16 protein-coding genes are annotated in these 20,760 nt (G+C 71.0%); 6 read left to right on the forward strand and 10 right to left on the reverse strand.

What is annotated here, in order from left to right; all coding sequences use genetic code 11:
* The first annotated feature begins 132 nt into the window (after positions 1-132).
* The gene (locus tag ACZ6TV_RS40840) at positions 133-354 is read left to right on the forward strand and encodes a DUF3311 domain-containing protein (RefSeq protein WP_465304342.1); all 222 of its coding nucleotides are present in this window, start codon (positions 133-135) and stop codon (positions 352-354) included.
* 6 nt (positions 355-360) lie between these two features.
* A complete protein-coding gene (mctP, locus tag ACZ6TV_RS40845; protein ID WP_465304344.1) occupies positions 361-2,028 on the forward strand; it encodes a monocarboxylate uptake permease MctP in 1,668 nt (555 codons plus the stop codon).
* A gap of 51 nt (positions 2,029-2,079) precedes the next feature.
* On the opposite strand, the gene ACZ6TV_RS40850 is transcribed toward mctP, so the two are convergent.
* From ACZ6TV_RS40850 to ACZ6TV_RS40860, 3 genes are all read right to left on the reverse strand, one after another.
* Positions 2,080-3,192 carry a hypothetical protein gene (locus ACZ6TV_RS40850; RefSeq protein WP_465304346.1) on the reverse strand — a complete coding sequence of 371 codons (1,113 nt, stop codon included), beginning with the start codon at positions 3,190-3,192 and terminating at the stop codon, positions 2,080-2,082.
* Positions 3,128-3,718, reverse strand: a complete 591-nt coding sequence (locus ACZ6TV_RS40855) for a sigma-70 family RNA polymerase sigma factor (protein WP_465304348.1) — start codon at positions 3,716-3,718, stop codon at positions 3,128-3,130. Before ACZ6TV_RS40855 ends, ACZ6TV_RS40850 begins: the two co-directional genes overlap by 65 nt.
* 1,370 nt (positions 3,719-5,088) lie before the next feature.
* A complete protein-coding gene (locus ACZ6TV_RS40860; RefSeq protein ID WP_354784580.1) occupies positions 5,089-5,883 on the reverse strand; it encodes a GntR family transcriptional regulator in 795 nt (264 codons plus the stop codon).
* A 162-nt stretch (positions 5,884-6,045) separates the two neighbouring features.
* Here ACZ6TV_RS40860 and ACZ6TV_RS40865 point away from each other — a divergent pair, with 162 nt between their 5' ends.
* The gene (locus ACZ6TV_RS40865; RefSeq protein WP_465304351.1) at positions 6,046-7,260 is read left to right on the forward strand and encodes a pyridoxal phosphate-dependent aminotransferase; all 1,215 of its coding nucleotides are present in this window, start codon (positions 6,046-6,048) and stop codon (positions 7,258-7,260) included.
* A 19-nt stretch (positions 7,261-7,279) separates the two neighbouring features.
* Here the strand turns inward: ACZ6TV_RS40865 and ACZ6TV_RS40870 are convergent, their stop codons facing one another.
* Both ACZ6TV_RS40870 and ACZ6TV_RS40875 read right to left on the reverse strand, forming a co-directional pair.
* Entirely contained in the window at positions 7,280-7,495 is a 216-nt protein-coding gene (locus ACZ6TV_RS40870) for a hypothetical protein (protein WP_465304353.1), read from the reverse strand.
* 238 nt (positions 7,496-7,733) lie between these two features.
* Positions 7,734-8,618: a PAC2 family protein gene (locus tag ACZ6TV_RS40875; RefSeq protein ID WP_465304355.1), complete on the reverse strand. Its 885-nt coding sequence runs from the start codon at positions 8,616-8,618 to the stop codon at positions 7,734-7,736.
* An 87-nt stretch (positions 8,619-8,705) separates the two neighbouring features.
* On the opposite strand from ACZ6TV_RS40875, the gene ACZ6TV_RS40880 reads away from it, so the two are divergent.
* Positions 8,706-10,262, forward strand: coding sequence for a DUF2142 domain-containing protein (locus ACZ6TV_RS40880; protein ID WP_465304357.1), 1,557 nt, complete (start codon positions 8,706-8,708; stop codon positions 10,260-10,262).
* 23 nt (positions 10,263-10,285) lie between these two features.
* On the opposite strand, the gene ACZ6TV_RS40885 is transcribed toward ACZ6TV_RS40880, so the two are convergent.
* Positions 10,286-11,992, reverse strand: a complete 1,707-nt coding sequence (locus ACZ6TV_RS40885) for a hypothetical protein (RefSeq protein ID WP_465304359.1) — start codon at positions 11,990-11,992, stop codon at positions 10,286-10,288.
* Positions 11,993-12,053: 61 nt separating this feature from the next.
* On the opposite strand from ACZ6TV_RS40885, the gene ACZ6TV_RS40890 reads away from it, so the two are divergent.
* Positions 12,054-13,040, forward strand: a complete 987-nt coding sequence (locus tag ACZ6TV_RS40890; protein ID WP_465304361.1) for a ketopantoate reductase family protein — start codon at positions 12,054-12,056, stop codon at positions 13,038-13,040.
* Between the two features lie 18 nt (positions 13,041-13,058).
* On the forward strand, positions 13,059-13,733 hold the full coding sequence (locus ACZ6TV_RS40895; RefSeq protein WP_465304576.1) for an HAD family hydrolase: 675 nt from the start codon (positions 13,059-13,061) through the stop codon (positions 13,731-13,733).
* A gap of 109 nt (positions 13,734-13,842) precedes the next feature.
* Here ACZ6TV_RS40895 and ACZ6TV_RS40900 read toward each other — a convergent pair whose 3' ends face one another.
* The 4 genes from ACZ6TV_RS40900 to ACZ6TV_RS40915 form a co-directional block, all read right to left on the reverse strand.
* The gene (locus tag ACZ6TV_RS40900) at positions 13,843-16,398 is read right to left on the reverse strand and encodes an ABC transporter permease (protein WP_465304363.1); all 2,556 of its coding nucleotides are present in this window, start codon (positions 16,396-16,398) and stop codon (positions 13,843-13,845) included.
* A 5-nt stretch (positions 16,399-16,403) separates the two neighbouring features.
* A complete protein-coding gene (locus tag ACZ6TV_RS40905) occupies positions 16,404-17,171 on the reverse strand; it encodes an ABC transporter ATP-binding protein (protein ID WP_465304365.1) in 768 nt (255 codons plus the stop codon).
* Between the two features lie 221 nt (positions 17,172-17,392).
* Positions 17,393-19,942: an ABC transporter permease gene (locus ACZ6TV_RS40910; protein ID WP_465304367.1), complete on the reverse strand. Its 2,550-nt coding sequence runs from the start codon at positions 19,940-19,942 to the stop codon at positions 17,393-17,395.
* A gap of 3 nt (positions 19,943-19,945) precedes the next feature.
* Positions 19,946-20,731: an ABC transporter ATP-binding protein gene (locus ACZ6TV_RS40915; protein ID WP_465304369.1), complete on the reverse strand. Its 786-nt coding sequence runs from the start codon at positions 20,729-20,731 to the stop codon at positions 19,946-19,948.
* Positions 20,732-20,760: the final 29 nt, after the last annotated feature.

Consider the following 20,760-nt stretch of genomic DNA (forward strand, 5'->3'; position numbering starts at 1 on the left):
CCGTCCGGCGCGCGGAACCGACCGTTCGCCGATCAGGGCTCCCGTCGATGCGCGGCCGGGCATTTGATCAGGTTACGTCGATCTGCCCCGGGCCGTCCGCCAGGCCCGGACACCCCGTGAAGGAGGTCTGCCGTGACCGGTCCCGAAAGGCCCGAAACCCCCCGGGCCGCGGACAAGAGTCCGTGGAACTGGCTGCTGTTCATCCCGATCGTGCTGCCGCTGGTCACCGTCTGGTACAACGCCGACAGCCCCAGGCTGCTCGGGTTCCCGCGGTTCTACTGGATGCAGCTGGCGATCATCGTCGTGGGCGTCAGCACCACGACGCTCGTCTACCAGATGACGAAGCGGCGGTGACCGGCCATGTGGCGTGACCATCAGCTCGAGATCGCGATCTTCGTCATCCTGTTCATCGGGGTGAGCGCCGTCGGGTTCGTCGCGGCCCGCTGGCGCCGGCCCGACAACCTCAACCACCTCGACGAATGGGGGCTCGGCGGCCGGAACTTCGGCGGCTGGATCACCTGGTTCCTCGTCGGCGGCGACCTGTACACGGCGTACACGTTCGTGGCGGTGCCCGCGCTGCTGTTCGCGGCCGGCGCCGCGGGGTTCTTCGCCGTGCCGTACACGGTGATCATCTACCCGCTGGTGTTCCTGGTCCTCGTCCGGATGTGGTCGGTGTCGCACCGGCACGGGTTCGTCACGCCGGCCGACTTCGTGCGGGCGCGGTTCCAGTCGCCGACCCTGGCGCTGCTCATCGCGATCACCGGGATCGTGGCGACGATGCCGTACATCGCGCTGCAGCTCGTCGGCATCGAGTCCGTGCTCAAGACGATGGGCGTCACCGGGTCCGGGACGATCGCCCGGCACCTGCCGATCATCATCGCGTTCGCGATCCTCGCCGCCTACACGTACTCCAGCGGGCTGCGGGCGCCGGCACTCATCGCGTTCGTCAAGGACACGCTGATCTACGTCGTCATCCTCGTCGCCGTGTTCTACCTGCCCTACAAGCTCGGCGGCTGGGGCGCGATCTTCGACGCCGCCGACGCGAAGTTCGACAAGACACCGGCACCGGGCGACGGCATCCTGCTCAACGCCAACAACCAGCTCCAATACATCACGCTCGCCCTGGGCTCGGCGCTCGCGCTGTTCCTCTACCCGCACAGTCTCACGGGTGTACTGGCCAGCAAGAACCGCGACGTGATCAAGCGCAACATGTCGGCGCTGCCGGCGTACTCGCTGCTGCTCGGCCTCATCGCCCTGCTCGGGTACGCCGCGATCGCCGCCAACGTGACGCCGCTGAAGAACCCGAACGGCACCAACGACAACAACACCGTCGTGCCGCTGCTGTTCGACAAGCTCTTCCCCGACTGGTTCGCCGGCATCGCCTACGCCGCGATCGGCATCGGCGCGCTCGTCCCCGCCGCCATCATGTCGATCGCCGCGGCGAACCTCTTCACCCGCAACGTGTACCGCGAATACCTCAAACGCGACGCCACCCCGCACCAGGAGGCGACGGTGTCGAAGGTGACGTCGCTGCTGGTGAAGGTCGGCGCCCTGGTCTTCGTCGTGTTCGTCGACCCGCAGTTCTCCATCGACCTGCAGCTCATCGGAGGCGTCATCATCCTGCAGACGCTGCCGGCCGTCGCGCTGGGCCTGTTCACCCGCTGGTTCCACCGCGGCGCGCTGATCGGCGGCTGGATCGCCGGGATGGGCCTCGGCATGTGGATGCTGTACCAGATCCCGAACGCGGCGACGAAACGGGCGCACTTCGGTGGCTCGGCGTTCCCGCTGAAGGACTTCGGGTTCGACTCCACGAAGACGATCTACGTCGGGTTCGTCGCGGTCGCGGTCAACCTCGCCGTCGCGGCGCTGCTCACCGTGATCCTGCGGGCGGCGTCGGTCACGGACGGCGGCGACGACACGAGCGCGTCGGACTACTTCGCCGACGAGGGCGACCCGCGGGCGTCCACCGCCGCGCACCCCGGCGTCACCGCCGAGCGTGCCCAGGTCGCGCCCGACCCGATCACCTGACGCCGATACCGGTGCCGGCCCGTCGAACGGGCCGGCACCGGTCGTGCTCCGCTACGGGATCGCGGCGGTCGCCACGGTCCAGGCGCCCTCGTTGTGCACGTCGGCGAGGGTGACGCCGTCCAGAATCCGGGTCATCTCCGTGTCGGTCAGCCGGTGCTCGCTGCTGACCTGGATGTTGACACCGTTGACCCAGCGGTTGCAGAAGCCGTTGCCGCACGTGACGCCCGGCGAGGGCTGCTGGTTGGAGTTGGCCGCCGGCACCACGTACACCACGAACGTCCCGGCCGGCGCGTCGCCGTCGACGCCGCCGTAGGGCTCGGTCAGCCCGGTCACCGGCAGCGGCGGGTTGCTGAACAGCAGCCCCGCGTAGTCTCCGTCGCGCGCCGAGGCGATGCCGTTCAGGCCCGTCATGGCGTGCATCGACACCTCGGTCAGCCGGTACCCGGCGGGCAGGTACGAGAACTTCACCGGCACCTTCGCCGCCGCGGGCGCGCTCGCCCGCAGGCCGGCCGCGAGGTCGGTCAGCTCCCGCGCCGACGGGAACGCGGCGTCGTCGGACATCGCCTCGATCACCGCCCACGCGCCGGTGTTGTACTGCCACGCGAGGGTCCGCTTGACCGCCCACCCGTGGTACGGGCCGCTGACCTCCAGGCCGCTGCGCCCGCCGACGGTCACCGGTCGCGCGCCGGTCAGCTTCGACGGGTCGTACGCGCCGGCCCGGTACACCGTCAGGTACGCGTACAGGTTGCCGCTCCTGCTCGACGGCCCGTTGGGGTCGGCGGCCCTGTCGTTCGTCGTCAACCCGTCCGCGTACACCGATGCGAGCTGATACGCGGCGGACACGTCGACCGGCCGCGCCACGCGCAGCTTGCCGACCCGGTACTCGCCGAACGTGAACGTGAACGGCTCCGCGGTGCCCGGCACGGGCTGCGCCTCGGCGACCGGCGCGCCGGGCTGCAACGGGTCGCCGGTCGCCGCGCCGAGCGACGTCACGGTCACCGCCGCGACGACCCCCAGCACCGCCACGGCGGCCGCGCCCGACGCCACCCAGCCGAGCCGGCGACGGCGCTGGGTGCGCTGCCCCGACTCGAGGATCTGGTCAACGTCGTACCGCAACGGCGGTGGCTCTGACGTCGCCAGCTCCACCAGGTCCTGCATTCGCATGGGTCCACTCTCCGAGTTCAGACGGTTCATCCAAGACCACGCCTCCGGCGGCGAGGGCCGCCCGGAGATTCGCCAGACCTCTGGTCGTCTGGCTCCTGACCGATGCCGCCCGGATCCCGAGCACCTCAGCGGCCTCCTCGGCGGTCATGCCGAGGTAGTACCGCAGCACCAGCACCGCCCGCTGCCGCACCGGCACCTCCTGCAGTGCCCGGCGGACGGTCAGGCGTTCGTCGGCGGCGCCGCTGTGATCGGCCTGCGCGACATCCGGCACCTTGTCCCCGGCGGTCCGTTCCCGGCGCCACCACGGCCGCCGGGTCTCGTCGATCGCCGCTCTGACCACCATCGTCTGCGCGTACAGATCTGGCCGGTCGAGCTTCGACCACCGCGGATACAACTTGGCCAGGGCGTTGGCAACCGCGTCCTCGGCCGCGTGCCAGTCCCCGCATGTGACGTACGCCAGGTTCCGCAACGCCGCCATCCGCGACGCCACGAACTCCCGGAACCCGTCCGGATCCTCTGCCTTCAACCGGCCGCTCCCTCCGCCGCGGATAGAACGGCCGCCGCCCACCCGAACGCTGCACGCCCGCCTGAACTTTTTCTCCACCCGCGCGCACTGAACCGCCCCCAGTCTGCCCGCGCCCCGCTTCCCCCTGCTGTCAGCCGGTCGTGGCCTGTTCCCTTCCCGTCTGCGTTCCCCATGATCCGGACGACTTTTTGTCGCCATAGCAGCAATATGTCTTCCGGATCATGGGAAAGCGACCGCGCCGGGACCTGGTCGGCTCGTCGACGGGTGGTCGGGCCGTCGGCCGTGGTCGACGAGCTTGCCGGTGGACGGGCCCGCGCTGGGGTCAAGGTGGTGGTCCGGCAGACCTTGCGTGTCGGGCTCGGTGGCAGGCCGGGTTTCGGAGGCCGGCGCCGGCACTCCGGGCACGGGAAGGCGACACTCGTCCGGCAGTTCTACGGGCTCGACTCGGCAGCGAACCGCGCCCACGACAGCCGCGCGTCCATGTCCAGGCCGTCGACCGGGTTCGGCGGTGGTTCAGGTGTGTTCCACGCCGGGCTTTGGCGGTTGCGGTCGCCGACGGCAGGGGCACGACTCGGCGTCGGGCCCGAGTGAGCCCCACGCTGGGCCTGAGGTGGGCGTGTCGAGTGAGCGCCCGCGCTGGCTCGGCGACAGCGGCCGGCCGAGGCAGGGGTGTCCCACCGCAGACGGCCTCCCGCACCGCGACGGGCCGCGACCCTTCTTCGACCGCGACCACCCACGCATGGAGCCCACCGAGGCAGCGCGAGCGCGGGACATCGCCGCCGCGGCCGGGCTCGGCGATGTGCTCAGGCGGGCACCCACGCTCGGCTTTGGCGGTTGGGGTCGGAGGGGCAGGGGCACGACACGACGATGGGCCCAAGTGAGCTCAGGTGAGCACCGACGCTGGGCCTGAGGCGGGCGGGTCGAGTGAGCGCCCGCGATGTACTCGGCGCCAACGGTCGGCCGAGCCCGGGCTCGAAGGTGTGCTCAGATGAGTCCCCGGCGCGGACCCAGGCGATGGGCGTGTCGAGTGAGCGCCAGACCGGGGTTCGGCGGTGGCGGTTGGCCGGGGCTGGGGTTCGGCGGTTGTGCTCTGGTGAATCTCCCAAGTCGGCCTGGCGGTAGGCGGGTCGATGCGCGCCGGCCCGGGTCCGGCGGTGGCGCCGCGCCCCCTGCCCGAGGTGGGTCGAGTGCGCGCCAGACCGGGTCCGGTCGGTGGCGCCGCACCGGGACCGAGATAGGTCGAGTGCGCCAGACCGGGTCCTAGCGCCGTGCGCTGGGCCTGAAGTGGGCAGGCCGAGTGCGCGCCAGGTCCGGCCACCGGAGCGGGCCGATGGCGGCTGCGTGTCGGGTTCAGGTTGGCGGGGGGTGGGTCAGCCCAGGGCCAGGTCGGGCTCGTCGGTGGGGAGGCCGGGCCGGACGCCCGGGATCTTGTACTCCTCGGTGAGGGACGTCATCGGGCCTGGCCAGGCGGCCTGGGCGACCTCGATCGGCTTGTGCTCGGCGTCATACGCGATGTGCAGCAGGACCAGGACAGGGGTGTCGGGGCGGATCTGGAGCAGCTCCGCCTCCTCGCGGGTGGGGAGGCGCGCGCTCACCTGGTCCTTCGCGCTCGTATACCGGCGGCCCAGCTCCGCCTCGACCTCCTGATAGAGGGGGCGGTCGAACACGTCGGGGCGCTCGATCGAGGTGCCGCGGACGTCGGCCGGGCGGAACCAGGAGGCGCCGACCTCGACGGGGGCGTCGCCGGTGCGGACGAGGTGGCGGCGGACGAGGAGCGGGACGCCGACGTCGATGCCGAAGCCCTCGGCGACGTCGGCGGGGCAGGGCATGACGCCGACCTGCATGAGGTGCTGGCGATAGCGGGCGGCGAGCTCGGCGTGGTAGCCGCGTTCGGCGCCGTAGCGGCCGCGGGAGAGCCGGTTCATCCGGCGCTTGGTGCCGCGGACGAACGTGCCCGAGCCCGGGCGGGTGATCAGCAGGCCCTCGATGCGCAGCTGGTCGATGGTGCGCTGGACGGTCTGTTTGGCGACGCCGAACTGGGTCGCCAGGGACGGGATGGACGGCAGTCGCTCGCCCGGCGCCCAGTCGCCGCGGTGGATCCTGGCCCGGAGCTGCGCGGCGATCTGCCGGTGCGGGAACTCCGCGGCCCCAGGGTTGATGGTCATACTCCAAAGCCTAGCCTCCTAGGAAGCTCCACGCAACAGGAACCGCGACACGACCAAACCACGAGCCAAAACACGAGCAGAAACACGAACCGCAACGCCAAAAGCACCACATCCTGAGAAGTGGCTACTGAGGCATGGGAGTGAGCCTCGTAGTGTGACTGCATGCAGGTGACTCAGTCCGCGAAGCTGGCCAACGTCTGTTACGACATCCGCGGACCGGTCATGGCCGCCGCCAAGCAGATGGAGGCCGAAGGCCACCACATCCTGAAGCTCAACATCGGTAACCCGGCGCCGTTCGGGTTCGAGGCGCCGGAGGAGATCCTCCAGGACGTCATCCTGAATCTGCCGGCCGCGCATGGGTACGGTGACTCCAAGGGCCTGCTGTCCGCCCGGCGCGCCGTGGTGCAGTACTACCAGCAGAAGCAGGTCTACGGCGTCGACATCGAGGACGTGTACCTCGGCAACGGCGTCTCCGAGCTCATCGTCATGGCGTTGCAGGCGCTGCTCGACAACGGCGACGAGGTGCTGATCCCGTCCCCGGACTACCCGCTGTGGACCGCGTCCGTCAGCCTCTGCGGCGGCAAGGCCGTGCACTACATCTGCGACGAGACCAACGACTGGATGCCCGACGTCGACGACATCGCCGCGAAGGTCACGCCGCGGACCAAGGCGATCGTCATCATCAACCCGAACAACCCGACGGGCGCCGTGTACTCGCGGGAGATGATCGAGCGGATCGCCGAGGTCGCCCGTCGGCACAACCTGCTGGTCTTCTCCGACGAGATCTACGACAAGATCCTCTACGACGGCACGACGCACGTGTCGACGGCCGCGGTCGCCCCGGATCTGTTCACGATCACGTTCAACGGGCTCTCCAAGGCGTACCGGGTGGCCGGCTTCCGGACCGGATGGCTGGTCCTTTCGGGGCCGAAGCACCACGCGACGAGCTACATCGAGGGCCTGGACATCCTCGCCAACATGCGGTTGTGCCCCAACGTGCCGACGCAGCACGCCGTGCAGACCGCGCTCGGTGGGTACCAGAGCATCAACGACCTCATCCTGCCGGGTGGCAGGCTGCTCGCCCAGCGTGACACCGCGTGGCGCATGCTCAACGACATCCCGGGCGTGTCGTGCACGAAGCCGCAGGGCGCGCTGTACATGTTCCCGCGCATCGACCCCGAGGTGCACCCGATCAAGGACGACCTGCAGTTCGCCCTCGACCTGCTGCGCAAGGAGAAACTGATGGTCGTGCAGGGCACCGGGTTCAACTGGCACCACCCGGACCACTTCCGGATCGTGACGCTGCCCCGGGTCGCCGACCTGGAGGACGCGATCGGCCGGATCGGTCGTTTCCTCAGCACGTACCGGCAGGTCTGAGCGAACCGGCGGCGGCCCGTCAGCGACGGAGCAGACGGACGGCCCGGACCGTCCAGACGACCATCGCGACGGCCGCCGCCACCACGCAGCACGTGAGCCCGGCGCTGAGCGGGCTGAACCCGGCCGACTCGGCGATCCACCCGGCCGCGCCCGCGCCGAGCGCCGCGGCCACCACGATCGCGGCGGCGTCGATCAGCCGGCGGCCCTGCCGGGTCAGGCGGCGATCCGGGACCACGTGAGCACCGCCGGTTCGGCGCCCGGCCGGGGAGGCGGGCGGCGTTTCAGGTTCTACTCGAACAAGGCGGGGTTCGCGGACACGGCCGACGGCAGCAGCGGCGAGCTGTCGAACAGCAGCGCCCGGCTCCTGCCGCCGGCGCACCACGGCGACGGCGCGGCGCAGCACGGCGACGGTGTCGGAGGTGCCGTCGTCGATCCCGCGGTCCGCGGCGGACCCGGGGATCAACGTGGCTGGGCTACCAGGCTCCTGTCGCCGACGGTCCGGCCTGTCCGCCCCGGCGGCGCAGGTATTTCTCGAACTCCTGGGCGATCTCGTCGCCGGACAGCGGCTGCAGGCCGGCGTCGCCGGAGCGCTCCTCCAGCTCGCGGACGTATTCGGCGAGCTCGGCGTCCTGCTCGGCGGCCTGCTTGAGCCGCTCCTCCCAGTCGGAGGACTCCTTGGCCAGGTCGCCGGTGGGGACGGGCAGGTCGAGGACCTCCTCGACGCGGTGCAGCAGGGCCAGGGTCGCCTTCGGGCACGGCGGGTTGTTGGCGTAGTGCGGGACGTGCACCCAGAAGGAGACGGCCTCGAGGTCGGCGCGCACGCAGGCGTCGTGCAGGACGCCGACGATGCCGGTGGGGCCCTCGTAGCGGGTCGGGGTGAGGCCGAGCCGCTCGGACGTGTCGGTGGTGGTGGCGCCGCGCGGCGCGGAGCCGCTGACCGGCAGCGGGCGGGTGTAGGGCACGTCGGCGAGCAGCGCGCCGAGCAGCACGATCCGGCTGACCTCGAGGCTGTGGCACACCTCGAGGACCTGTTCGCAGAACGTGCGCCAGCGCATGCTCGGCTCGATCCCGCGGATGAGGACGATGTCGCGTTCCGCGTCGGGCGGGGTGGCCACGGAGAAGCGGGTCGTGGGCCACTCGATGCGCCGGGTCTCGCCCTCGGACATCATCACCGTCGGCCGGTTGACCTGGAAGTCGTAGAAGTCCTCGGGGTCGAGCGCGGCGATCGGCTCGGCGCCCCATTCCTGCTCCAGGTGCTCGACGACGGCGGTCGACGCGTCGGCAGCGTCGTTCCACCCTTCGAACGCGGCAATCGCGACAGGGGAGCGCAGCACGGGCAGGCCGTCGAACTCGGTCACGGTCCCAGCCTACGTGGGTGACCGCCGGATGGCTTGCCGGCCGCGCCCGGGGTGTCAGTTTCCAAGATCACCTTGTACCATCCCGGGGTGCGTAACGGACGCCGTTCCTGGCTGGTCGCCTTTCTTGCGTTTTTCCTCGTCTTCGGGGCCTGGGGGGTGGCGGCGCCGTTCGACGGGCCGGCCGATGAGGTGCAGCACACGATCAGGGCGGCGGGCGTCGGATCGTTCGTGCCCGGACAGATCTTCGCCGAGCCGAGGACCGTCCCGGACGCGTTCGGCCGCCCCGGCATGGGCGCCTACCAGCGGGTTCCCGTCGGTCTCGACGCGCACGCCAACTGCTGGGGCTTCGACCCGACGAAGTCCGCGGCCTGCGAGAAGGGCCTCAGCGGCGGCCCTGTCGGCGAGGTGAGCACCAGCGCCGGCCGGTACAACCCCTTCTTCTACATGATCGTCGGCCCGCCGCTGCGGTGGATGCCGAACTGGGGCGGGCTCGTCGTCGCCCGGCTGATCAACGGGGCCATGTGCGCGGCCCTGCTCGCGTCGGCGTTCCTGGCGCTGCGCCGCTGGTCGCGGTTCGGGCTGCCGGCCGCGGCGCTGCTGTGCGTGGCCACCCCGATGCTCGCCCACCTGGCCGGTGGGGTGAACCCGAACGCCCTGGAGATCGCGGCGGGGATCGCGTTCTTCGCCGCCGGCATCCCGCTGTTCCTGGACCCACCCGACCCCGCGAAGAAACCGCTGGTCACGTTGCTGGGTGTCGCGTCGGTACTGCTGCTGACGCTGCGCTCCGGCGGACCCGCCTGGTTCGTGTTCGGGCTGCTGGCCCTCGCCGTCCCGTTGCGGTGGGCGTGGCTGAAGCAGTGGTGGCGGGTCACCCGCGTGAAGCTGTGGTGCGCCGGGATCGTCGTGGCCGGGCTGCTGTCCGCCGCGTGGATCATCGGCATGCGCACCGGTGAGCTGGTGCCGCCGCCGCCGGGCCTGTGGAACTACACGCCGGGCGAGGCCGTCACGCAGTACGTCGACAGCTGGTATCAGCTGCTCATCGGCATGATCGGCGTGGCCGGCTGGTTCGACACGAAGCTGTGGAGCCCGTTCTACCTGGTCTGGATGATGCTCGTCGGCGGTGTCGTCATCCTCGGCGGGCTCGTCGGCGGCTGGGTCACCCGGTGGAGGTACCTGGTCTTCTTCACCGGCGGGGTGATCCTCCCCGGCGTGCTGCAGGTCAGCCAGGCCAACGTCACCGGGTTCATCACCGGCGGCCGGTACATGCTGCCGCTGCTCGCGGGGGTGCCGCTGCTCGCCGCGTGGGTCCTGGAGCGGAAGCTCTTCGACGCCGGGCAGGTCCGCTCCCTGGCCCGCACGTTCGTGCTGTTCCTGCTGCCGGTGCACTTCGCGCTGCTGGTCTTCGCCATGGTCCGCTGGCAGCGCGGCCTCGCCCCGGACGCGGGCCTGGGCTGGTTCAACCCCCTCGCCGGGCAGTGGCACCCGCCGACCGGTTCGGTGCTCCCGCTGCTGCTCATGGTCGCCGGGCTGGCCGTGCTGGCCACGGTCGTCTGGCGTACGCCGGTGAGCACGCCCGACCCGGAGCCGGCCGCGCCCGCGGAGCTGACCGCCCCGGACGCGGATCCGGAGCCCGCCACCCGCTGAGCCGCGCACGGCGGCGGGGCGGGTCACCGGTCGGCGCTGACCGGCTCCGGGGCCTGGACGGCCTGGGCGACGGGGACACCGGACGGGACGGGCGGGTCGCCGCGGCGGTGCAGCAGCACCAGGGCGGCGACCAGCGCGGCGCACGACAGGGCGCTCAACGCCAGGTAGCCGCCGTGCAGGTGGTGGCCTTTCCAGACGGCCGCGACCCAGATCAGCGCCCAGTACGCGGCCTGCAGCGCGACCCCGGTCCGCACGAGCCAGCGGGGCAGCGCGGTGTAGAGGACGCCGAGGCCGGCGAAGAGCAGCAGCATCGTCGCGTAGGACCCCTGATGCAGGTGGGTCGTCGCCGGGCCGTACATGAGCAGCACCCACAGCCCGAGGGACGCCCCGGCGACGCCGAAGAGTAGGCGCAGTCCGCCCGGGTCGGCGCCCGCCCGGATCCTGCGGCGGCCGGCGCGGGTGAGCAGGGCGAGCCCGGCGAGGGTGAACGCGCCGAGGGACAGGGCGAGGTAGCGGAACTCCTCGTCGCGGACCACGCCGGTGCGGCCCTTGCCGAGGAGGTGGTACTGGGTGTTCTGCGCGCCGAGGATGGTGGCGAGGTTGGCCGCCTTGTTGCCGAGGGTGCCGGTGACGCCGTCGGCGCCGTAGCGGACGCGCAGCAGCTCACCGAGGGGCCGTTCGTCGGGTTCGGCCATGCCGGCGAGGTGCATCTTCAGCAGCCGGTCCCCGGGCGGGTCGTAGAGGCGCTGGTAGGCGACCCACGGGGCGAACATCAGCAGCGCCGCCGCGGTCGCCGCGCCCAGCGACGTCCACGCGGGCCGGCGCCGGGGCAGCAGCAGGGCGGCGCCGACCGGCACGAGGGTGAAGACGACACCGCCGTGCGCGACCATCGCCGCGCCCGCGGCGAGCCCGCCGATCGTCCAGCTCCACAGGCCGCGCCGGTCCAGGAACCACACGGTGCAGGCGAGCGTGACCAGGGCCGCGGGCAGCAGCTTCGGCCAGGTGAACACGGAGTTGAAGAAGAACGTGCCGGTGCAGGCGCACACGCCGGCGACGACGGTGAACGTCCGGGTGGGCACGCGCAGCGCCCGGTACAGGCCCCAGAGCGCCGGCAGCCAGAGCGCCTGGAGCAGGACGGTGAGCACCTCGTAGCCGATGATCCGCCAGCCGTGGGCCTCCGTCAGCGGCGCCTGCAGCAGCTGTACCCCGGACTGCAGCGGCGGGCGGTCGCTGCCCCGCCAGCCCCAGGTGACGGTGCGCGGGTCGCCGTGGTGGACGTTGTCGGCGAACAGCTGCGGCAGGACGTTGTCGCCGGTGAACCCGTTGAGGTGGCAGAAGCCGTTGACCTGCCCGGCGACCGGCCCGGCGGTGCAGGAGAACGTGATCGCCGTGTACGCGAGGGTGAGCAGCAGCATCAGGCCGAGCGGCGCGGCGACGTCGGTGCGCAGCAGCGCCGCCCGCAGCTCGCGCCGCACGGCGATCACGGCCGCGGACAGCACCGCGGCGGCCGCGAAGACCGCGACCGCGACGTCGCCGAGGCGGTGCGCCGCGAAGTACGCCCACAGCACCACGTATCCGGCGACGCAGCCGGCGAGACCGGCGACGGGCACGACGAGGTAGGCGGGGACGCGGCCGCGTCCGGCGAGCAGGAGGCCGGCGAGGAGGCCGGGCGCGAGCAGCCACACCGCCTGGACCAGCAGGAGCGGCATCAGCAGGACGCTCGGTTGCATAGCGTGATTGTCGCGACGGGCGTCCTTGATCGACGGGTTTCACGGGTTTTACGCTGGATCGATGCGATGGCTGATGTACGGGGCGGGCGCGGTCGGCGGTGTGGTGGCGGGCCGGCTGGCGGCCGCCGGGCACGATGTGGCGGTCGTCGCCCGCGGCGCCCACCTGGAGGCGATCCGGCGGGACGGGCTGACGCTGCGCGAGCCGTCCGGCGACACCGTCGTCAAGCTCGACGCGGTCGAGCACCCGGCGGACACCGGCAAGGACGTGGTCGTGCTCGGCATGAAGGGCATGGACACGCAGGCGGCGCTGGTCGCCCTGGAAGGGTTCGACGGGCCGGTCGTCTGCCTGCAGAACGGGGTCGCCAACGAGCGCGCCGCCCTGCGGCACTTCGCGGACGTGTACGGCGTGCACGTCATCCTGCCCGCCAGCCACCTGGAGCCGGGTGTCGTGATCGCGCACTGCGCCCCGGTCCCCGGCGTCCTCGACCTCGGCCGCTACCCGAGCGGCAGCGACAGCACCGCGGCGGCGCTCGCCCGGGACCTGGAGTCGGCCGGGTTCGTGTCGCAGCCGCGGGCCGACATCATGCGCTGGAAGTACCGCAAACTCCTCATGAACCTGGGCAACGCCGTCGAGGCGCTGTGCGGCCGGGTCGACGGGGTCGACGACGCCGCGGCGCCCGTGCACGCCGAGGGGGAGGCGGTGCTGCGGCAGGCGGGCATCGACGTCGCGTCCGCGCAGGAGGACCGGGAGCGTCGCGGCGACATCATGCGCTGGCCCTCGGACAGCAAGCTGGGCGCGTCGCGGGCCGGCGGCTCGTCGTGGCAGAGCCTCGCCCGCGGCACCGGCAACGTCGAGGCCGACTACCTCAACGGCGAGATCGTCCTGCTCGGCCGCCTGCACGGGATCCCGGCGCCGGCCAACGAGACGGCCCGGCGGCTCGTGCAGCACGCCGCCCGCCAGGGCCTCGGACCCGGCAGCATGACCCCGGCCGAGTTCCTCGACGCCGTCACAGCGGCCGTGAGCTTGGGCACGAATGACGGACGGTGAGCGGCCTTCTCGGGCAGGATCCGTCAGGTGGCTTCTGACGACCGGCTCGCGGCCGTGCTCTTCGACATGGACGGCACCCTCGTCGACAGCGAGAAGGTGTGGTCGGTCGGCCTGACCGAGCTCGCCACCCATTACGGCGGTGAGCTGTCCGCGCAGGCCCGGCACGCGATGGTCGGCAGCAACATGACCGACTCGATGCGGCTGCTGCACGCCGACCTCGGCCTGCCGGACACGATCAGCACCGACGACAGCGTCAGGTGGCTGGAGGCCAGGGTCAAGGAGCTCTTCCACGGCGGCGTCGAGTGGCGGCCCGGTGCCAAGGAGCTCCTCGCGGCGCTGCGGGCGGAGGGTGTACCGCTCGCGCTGGTCACCGCCACGCACCGGCACCTCGTGGACGTGGCGCTGCTGACGATCGGGGCGGACAACTTCGACGCGGTCGTCGCCGGTGACGAGGTCGACCAGACGAAGCCGCACCCGATGCCGTATCTGACCGCGGCGCGGCTCGTCGGTGCCACCACCGCCGCGGACTGCGTCGCCGTGGAGGACTCGCCGAACGGGGTGCGCAGCGCCCGCGCCGCCGGCTGCGCCGTCCTCGCCGTGCCGTGCGAGGTCGACCTGGACCCGACCGGGGTCACGCTCGTCGGTTCACTGCTCGACGTCGACGTCGCGTACCTGCGCAAACTCGTCGCCTAGGTTTCCCGGACAGCGAAAGGGGCGCCCCCGTGGACGCCCCTTTCCCGGTCGTGCTGATCGGTTGTGCTGATCGGTTGTGCTGATCGGTTGTGCTGCTCAGTCGTGCTGCTCAGTCGTGTGCGATCGCCTGCAGGACGTTGACCCGGGAGGCCCGGATCGACGGCACGATCGCCGCGATGACCCCGACCAGCGCCGCGAGCAGCAGGTACGTCGCCATCTGCGACCACGGGAACGCCATCTTGCTGAAGCCCTCGTCGCGCAGCGCCTTGACCACGGCCGCGCCGAGGCCGGTGCCGACGGCGAGGCCGAGCAGCGCGCCGAACGTGGAGATGACGACCGCCTCGACGGTGACCATCCGCATCGTCTGCGCCCGGCGCATCCCGATCGCCCGCAGCAGCCCCAGCTCCCGGGTCCGCTCCAGGACCGACAGGGCGAGGGTGTTGACGATGCCGAGGACCGCGATGAGGATCGCCAGCGCGAGGAGGATCTGGATCATCGTGAGCAGCTGGTCGAACTGCGCGGACTGCGCGTCGACGTACTCGGCCCGGTTCGCGACCGACACCTCCGGGTTGTCGACGAGCAGCTGGTCGACCTGCCGCTGGACGCCGGCGACGTCGGTGCCCTCGGCGACCCGCAGGTAGCCCCAGGACGGCTGCGCGCTGCGGTAGTCCTTCACCACGTCACCGGAGACGACGAGCCCGCCCATGACGTCGCTCTTCTTGTACACGCCGACGACCTTCACCTGGTGCGGCCCGCCGCGGGTGAACTGCATCGTCATCGTCGAGCCGACCGTCAGGTCGCGCTTCTTCGCGTCCTCCTCGTCGATGACGGCCTGGTCCGGGCCGCTCCACCGCAGCGTCCCCTGGGTCGCGGTGAGCTTGAACATGCCCGCGTAGGCGGCCATGTCGTCGGTCGCCGACACGCCCCGGCCCCCGCCGTCGACCTGGGCGAAGTCCCAGTACTCGCTGGCGGTGCTGGACACGCCCGGCAGCTTCGCCGCCGCGCTCATCACCGCCGGGTCGAACTTCGCCGGCCCGTTGTCGTCGCCGTCGCCGGAGATGATCAGGTCGACGGTCACCTGGGTCGACGCCTGCGACGACAGGCTCTGCTTCGCCGAGGCGAGGATGACGTTGACGCCGGTGATCAGGGCCAGACCGACCATGAGCGCGGCCGCGGTGATCGCGGTGCGCCGCGGGTTGCGGCCCGAGTTGAGCCGGCCCAGCTTGCCCGGCACCGACCAGGAGAACAGCCGGCCGAGCAGCGCCACCACCGGCTTGGCCAGCAGCGGGGTGAGCAGCGCGACGCCGATGAAGCTGATCAGGACACCGCCGAGGATCAGCCACAGCGTGTTGCCGCCCTGACCGGACAGGCCGAAGCCGAGCATCGTGCCGCCGGCGGCGCCGATCAGGGCGCCGCTCACGGTCAGCTTCGTCAGCGGCCGGTCCGGGGTCGCGACCTCCTGCAGCGCCGCGATCGGCGGGATACGGGAGGCGCGCAGCGCCGGGAGGACCGCGGCGACGACCGTCACCAGCAGGCCGACCACGAACGAGCTGATCACCGCGGCGGCCGGGACGCCGACGCTGGCGAGGGCGACGCCGCTGACGTTGCCGAACACCCAGGCGAGCAGGACCCCGACGCCGATCCCGGCGGCCAGGCCCAGGACCGAGGCGATGAGCCCGATCGCGACCGCCTCGATGATCACCGACCCGAGGGTCTGGCCCCGGCTGCCGCCGAGGGCGCGCATCAGCGCCAGCTCCCGCGTCCGCTGCGCGACGATGATCGAGAACGTGTTCAGGATGAGGAAGGTACCGACGAACAACGCGACACCGGCGAACCCGATGAGGACGTTGTTGAAGAACTTCAGGCCCTCCCGGAACTCCTTGGTCGTCTCGTCCGTCAGCTGCTGACCGGTCTTGACCTGGAACCCGGCGGCCTCACCGCCGAGCGCGGCCGAGACGTCGTCGCGGAGCTTCTCGTTGGACACGCCCGCCGCGGCCTTCACGTTGAGCCCGCTGTACACGTCCTTCTCGCCGAGCATCAGCTCCTGCGCGACCGGCGTGGTGAACAGCACCTCGAGGGAGCCGCCGAGGGAGTCGCGGTCGCCGCTGTAGCCGAAGATGCCGACGAGCTTGAAGACCTTCTTGCCGGGCTGCAGCGTCAGTACGCCGACGTCGTCGCCGACCTTGAGCCCGCCGGCGGCCTTGGCGGTGGTGACGTTGACGACGATCTCGTCGTCGGCGGTGGGCCCGCGGCCCTCCCGCAGCTGCAGCAGGTCCGACGTGCCGACCCAGTTGCCGCCGAGGCGCGGCGGGCCGAACGTGGTGACGACCTTGCCGTTCTTGCCGATGACCCGGGCACCGTCGGCGGTCGCGTCGCCGGTGACGCTCGCGACGCCGGGGACCGCGCGGACCTTCTCCAGGGTCGCGGCCGGGATGAAGCCCTGCTGCGACGGGCCGAAGTCCGCGTCGGCGACCTTCGGCTTCTGGGTGACGTTGACGTCGGTGCCCTCGAACACCGAGGAGAACAGGCTGTCGAAGGAGCGGCCCATCGTGTCGGTGAGCACGAACGCCCCCGACACGAACATCACGCCCAGCACCACGGCGAGGCCCGACAGGACCAGCCGCAACTTGCGCGACAGGAGGCTCTTGAGGGTTGCGCGCAGCATCGTCCTCAGACCGCCTTGTCCGCATGCGTGTCCAGGCGCTTGAGACGGTCCAGGACCGCGTCGGCCGTCGGCGCGTACAGGTCGTCGACGATGTGCCCGTCGGCGAGGAACACGACCCGGTCGGCGTAGGACGCGGCGTTGGGGTCGTGGGTGACCATGACGATCGTCTGCCCGAAGTCGCGGACCGAGTTGCGCAGGAACGACAGCACCTCCGCACCCGAGCGGGAGTCGAGGTTGCCGGTGGGCTCGTCGGCGAAGATGACCTCCGGCCGGGACACGAGCGCCCGGGCGCACGCGACGCGCTGCTGCTGGCCGCCGGACAGCTGGCTGGGCCGGTGGCTGAGCCGGTCCCGCAGCCCCACGGTGTCGATGACGGTGTTGTACCAGGCGGCGTCCGGCTTGCGGCCCGCGATCGACAGCGGCAGCAGGATGTTCTCCTCGGCCGTCAGCGTCGGCAGCAGGTTGAACTGCTGGAAGATGAACCCGACCTTGGTGCGGCGCAGGTTCGTGAGCCCCCGGTCCGACAGGCCGGTGATCTGCGTGTCGCCGATGAAGACGTCGCCGCGGGACACGGCGTCGAGGCCGGCGAGGCAGTGCATGAGCGTCGACTTGCCCGAGCCCGACGGGCCCATGATCGCGGTGAAACGGCCCTTCTCGAGCTCCACGGAAACCCCGCCGAGCGCGTTGACCTGCGCCTCGCCCGTGCCGTAGACCTTCCAGACGTCGACCGCCTTCGCGGCCACCTCGGTGCGCGTCGCAACCGATGCAGTCATGATTCCCCCTGGTGAATGGTGTGCCTTCATCCTCGGGGCTGTTCTTGCCTCGCTCGTCCGCCCGTGGGCCGACCCGACCACCGGTTTTGGCCCGGGGAATGGCCCGGAGCCGATCTCAGGGTGAACCCCTAGCCCACGTTTCTCAGCCTTCACAGAAAGCGCCCCGGAAATGCACGACGCCGGTCGGGGAAACCCCGACCGGCGTCGCGTCCCGCTGGTTTCTACTCGTATGCGATGGCGTTCAGGACGTTGAGCCTGGCCGCGCGGACCGCCGGGATGATCCCGGCGACGAGACCGACGAACACGGCGCCGATGACGTAGAACACCATCGTGCCCCACGGCATCGTGACGGCCCCGAACCCGACGACCCGCTTCAGCGCGGTGACGACCGCCGCGCCGAGCCCGGAGCCGACCGCGAGGCCGAGCACCGTGCCGAAGACCGTGATCACGACCGACTCGATCGTCACCATCAGCCAGGTCTGGCCGCGCCGCAGGCCGATCGCCCGCAGCATGCCCAGCTCCCGGGTCCGCTCGATCACCGACAGCAGCAGCGTGTTGATGACGCCGAGGACCGAGATGGCCAGGGCGGCCGTCAGCAGGATCTGCACGACGATCAGGATCGCGTCGAGGAAGGCCTTGCTGTTGCCGGCGTACTCCTTGGTCGTCAGGACGTCGACCTCGGGGTTGTTCTTGATCACCCCGGCGACCGCCGTCTTGGCGTCCGTGACGTCGACGCCGCTCTTCACCTTGAGGAACGCCTGGATCGGCTGCGGGAACGCGAAGCCGGCCTGCGCGTCGGTGTTGGAGATCGTCACGCCGCTGGAGCCGGCGTTGGTCTTGAAGATGCCGACCAGGGTGAGCGTCTTCGTGCCGCCCTTGGAGAACGTCATCGGGAAGCTGTCACCCAGCTTGTACTTGCGGTCCTTGGCGGTCTTCTCGTCCACCACGAACTCGCCGCTGTCGATCCGGTCGACCCGGCCCTCCGCGGCCTGCAGCTTCAGCACCGTCGAGGCCGCCGCCATGTCCTCGAAGGCGGCCACGAAGTCCTGCTTGCCGTTGAACTCCACCGCGTCGTAGGTGAACGCGGCGACCGTCTGGATCTGCGGCAGCGCCTTGATCCCGCGCAGCTCGTCGGGCTGGATGACCGGCGGCACATCGGACGTCTGCTGCCCCATGACGACCAGGTCGGCCTGCAGGTCCTGCTGCACCGACTCGTCGATCGCCGTGGACAGCGACGTGAACACCGTGCTGATCATCGTGATGATCGCGATGCCGATCATGACCGCACCGGCCGTGATCGCGGTCCGGCGCGGGTTGCGCGAGGAGTTGCGCTTGCCGAGCTTGCCCGGGACCGTCCACGAGAAGATCGACCCGAGCGCACCGACGAGCGGCTTGCTCAGCAGCGGGGCGAGCAGCGTCACCCCGATGATGATCAGCAGCACGCCGCCGAACACCAGCAGCAGCGTCGCGTCGCCGGCCCCGGCCAGCCCCCACGTCAGGGAGCCGCCGCCGAGCGCGGTGACGATCGCGCCGACGATGGTGATCCCGGTCAGCGGCCGGTCGGTCGCCGCCGCGTCCCGCATCGCGGCGATCGGCGCGACCCGGGCCGCCTTGATCGCCGGCACGACCGCCGAGATCATGGTGACCAGGATGCCGACCGTGAACGACACGATGATCGCGGTGAGCGGGAAGCCCACCCCGGCGGACTCCATGTCGGCGGACGAGGCGAAGAACGACGCCCCGAGCGTGCCGAACCCGAGCCCGACGAGGAAGCCGATCAGCGACCCGACCACGCCGATGATCAGGGCCTCGATCAGCACCGACTGGATGACCTGCCCGCGGCCCGCGCCCATCGCCCGCAGCAGCGCCAGCTCCTGGGTGCGCTGCGACACGATGATCGAGAACGTGTTGAGGATCAGGAAGATGCCGACCAGCAGCGCGACCGTGCCGAAGCCGAGCAGGAAGTAGTTGACGTACGCCAACAGGTCCCGCAGCTGCTTGCTGGACTCCTCCGACAGGTCCTCGCCCGTCTGCACCACATACCCGTCGCCGAGCGCGGCCTTGACGTTGTCGCGGACCTTGGCGTCGGAGAGGCCGCTGTCGCTCTTGACGTCGATGAGGTTGAACGCGCCCTTCTCGCCGAGCATGAGCTCCTGCGCGGTGGCCTCGGTGAACAGCACCGCGGTCTCACCCGCCATCGAGTCCCGGCCGCCGCTGTACTGCATGATGCCGGTGATCTTGAACGTCTTGCGCGGCTGGGTGCGGGTGATGACGTCGATCGGGTCACCGACGGCGAACTTGCCCGTGAGGGCGAGCCCGTTGTTGATGACCACCTCGTCGGCGGCCGCCGGCGCCTTGCCGGCGATGAGCTTCGTCAGCTCGTCCTCGCCGCCCCAGTTGCCGCCGAACTGCCCGGACCCGCTGGCCACGATCTTGCCGTTCTTGCCGATGGCCCGGGCGCCGGTCACGAAGACCTGCCCGGTCGCCGACCTCACCCCGTCGACCTGCTTGACCTTGTCGACGTCCGAGGACGTCAGCGGCTTCATCGACTGGGCCGGCCCGCCGCCCTGCGCCTCGACGTCGGCCTTCGTGGTGACCTGCACGTCGGTGTTGGTGTAGATGTCGGCGAAGATGTTGTCGAACGTGCGTCCGAGGGTGTCGGTCAGCACCAGCGAACTGGCGATGAACATCACGGACAGCACGACCGCCAGGGCCGACAGGATCAGCCGGAGCTTGCGCGCCAGCAGGCTCTTGAGCGTCGCGCGCAGCACGGCTCAGCCCGCCTGCGGCGCGTCGGCGGCGCTCTCGACCTTGGCGTCCAGGCCCTTGAGCTTGTCCAGCACCGCGTCGGCGCTCGGCGAGCGCAGCTCGTCGACGACCCGCCCGTCGGCCAGGAAGATGACCCGGTCGGCGTAGGACGCCGCGTTCGGGTCGTGGGTCACCATGACGATCGTCTGCCCGAACTCGCGCACCGAGTTGCGCAGGAACGACAGCACCTCCGCGCCGGAGCGCGAGTCGAGGTTGCCCGTCGGCTCGTCGGCGAAGATGACCTCCGGCCGCGACACCAGCGCCCGCGCGCACGCGACGCGCTGCTGCTGACCGCCGGACAGCTGGCTCGGCCGGTGCTTGAGCCGGTCCTTGAGCCCGACCGTCTCGATCACCGTCTCATACCACTTCGGGTCGGCCTTGCGACCCGCGATCGACAGCGGCAGCAGGATGTTCTCCTCCGCCGTCAGCGTCGGCAGCAGATTGAACTGCTGGAAGATGAACCCGACCTTGGTCCTGCGCAGGTTCGTCAGGTCACCGTCGGACATCCCTGTCAGCTTGGTGTCACCGACGAAGATCTCACCGCGCGTCACCGAGTCGAGCCCGGCGAGCGTGTGCATCAGCGTCGACTTGCCGGACCCCGACGGGCCCATGATCGCGGTGAACTGACCGCGCTCCAGCTCGACGCTCACCCCGTGCAGCGCGATGACCTGGGCCTCGCCGCTGCCGTACACCTTCCACACGTCCACCGCGCGGGCGGCGACCGCCTGCCCGGTCGTGACTGTCGTGGTCACGCTCGATCCCCCTCTGGTTTCGTGAATGA

Source organism: Dactylosporangium sp. NPDC051087, from assembly GCF_055586325.1.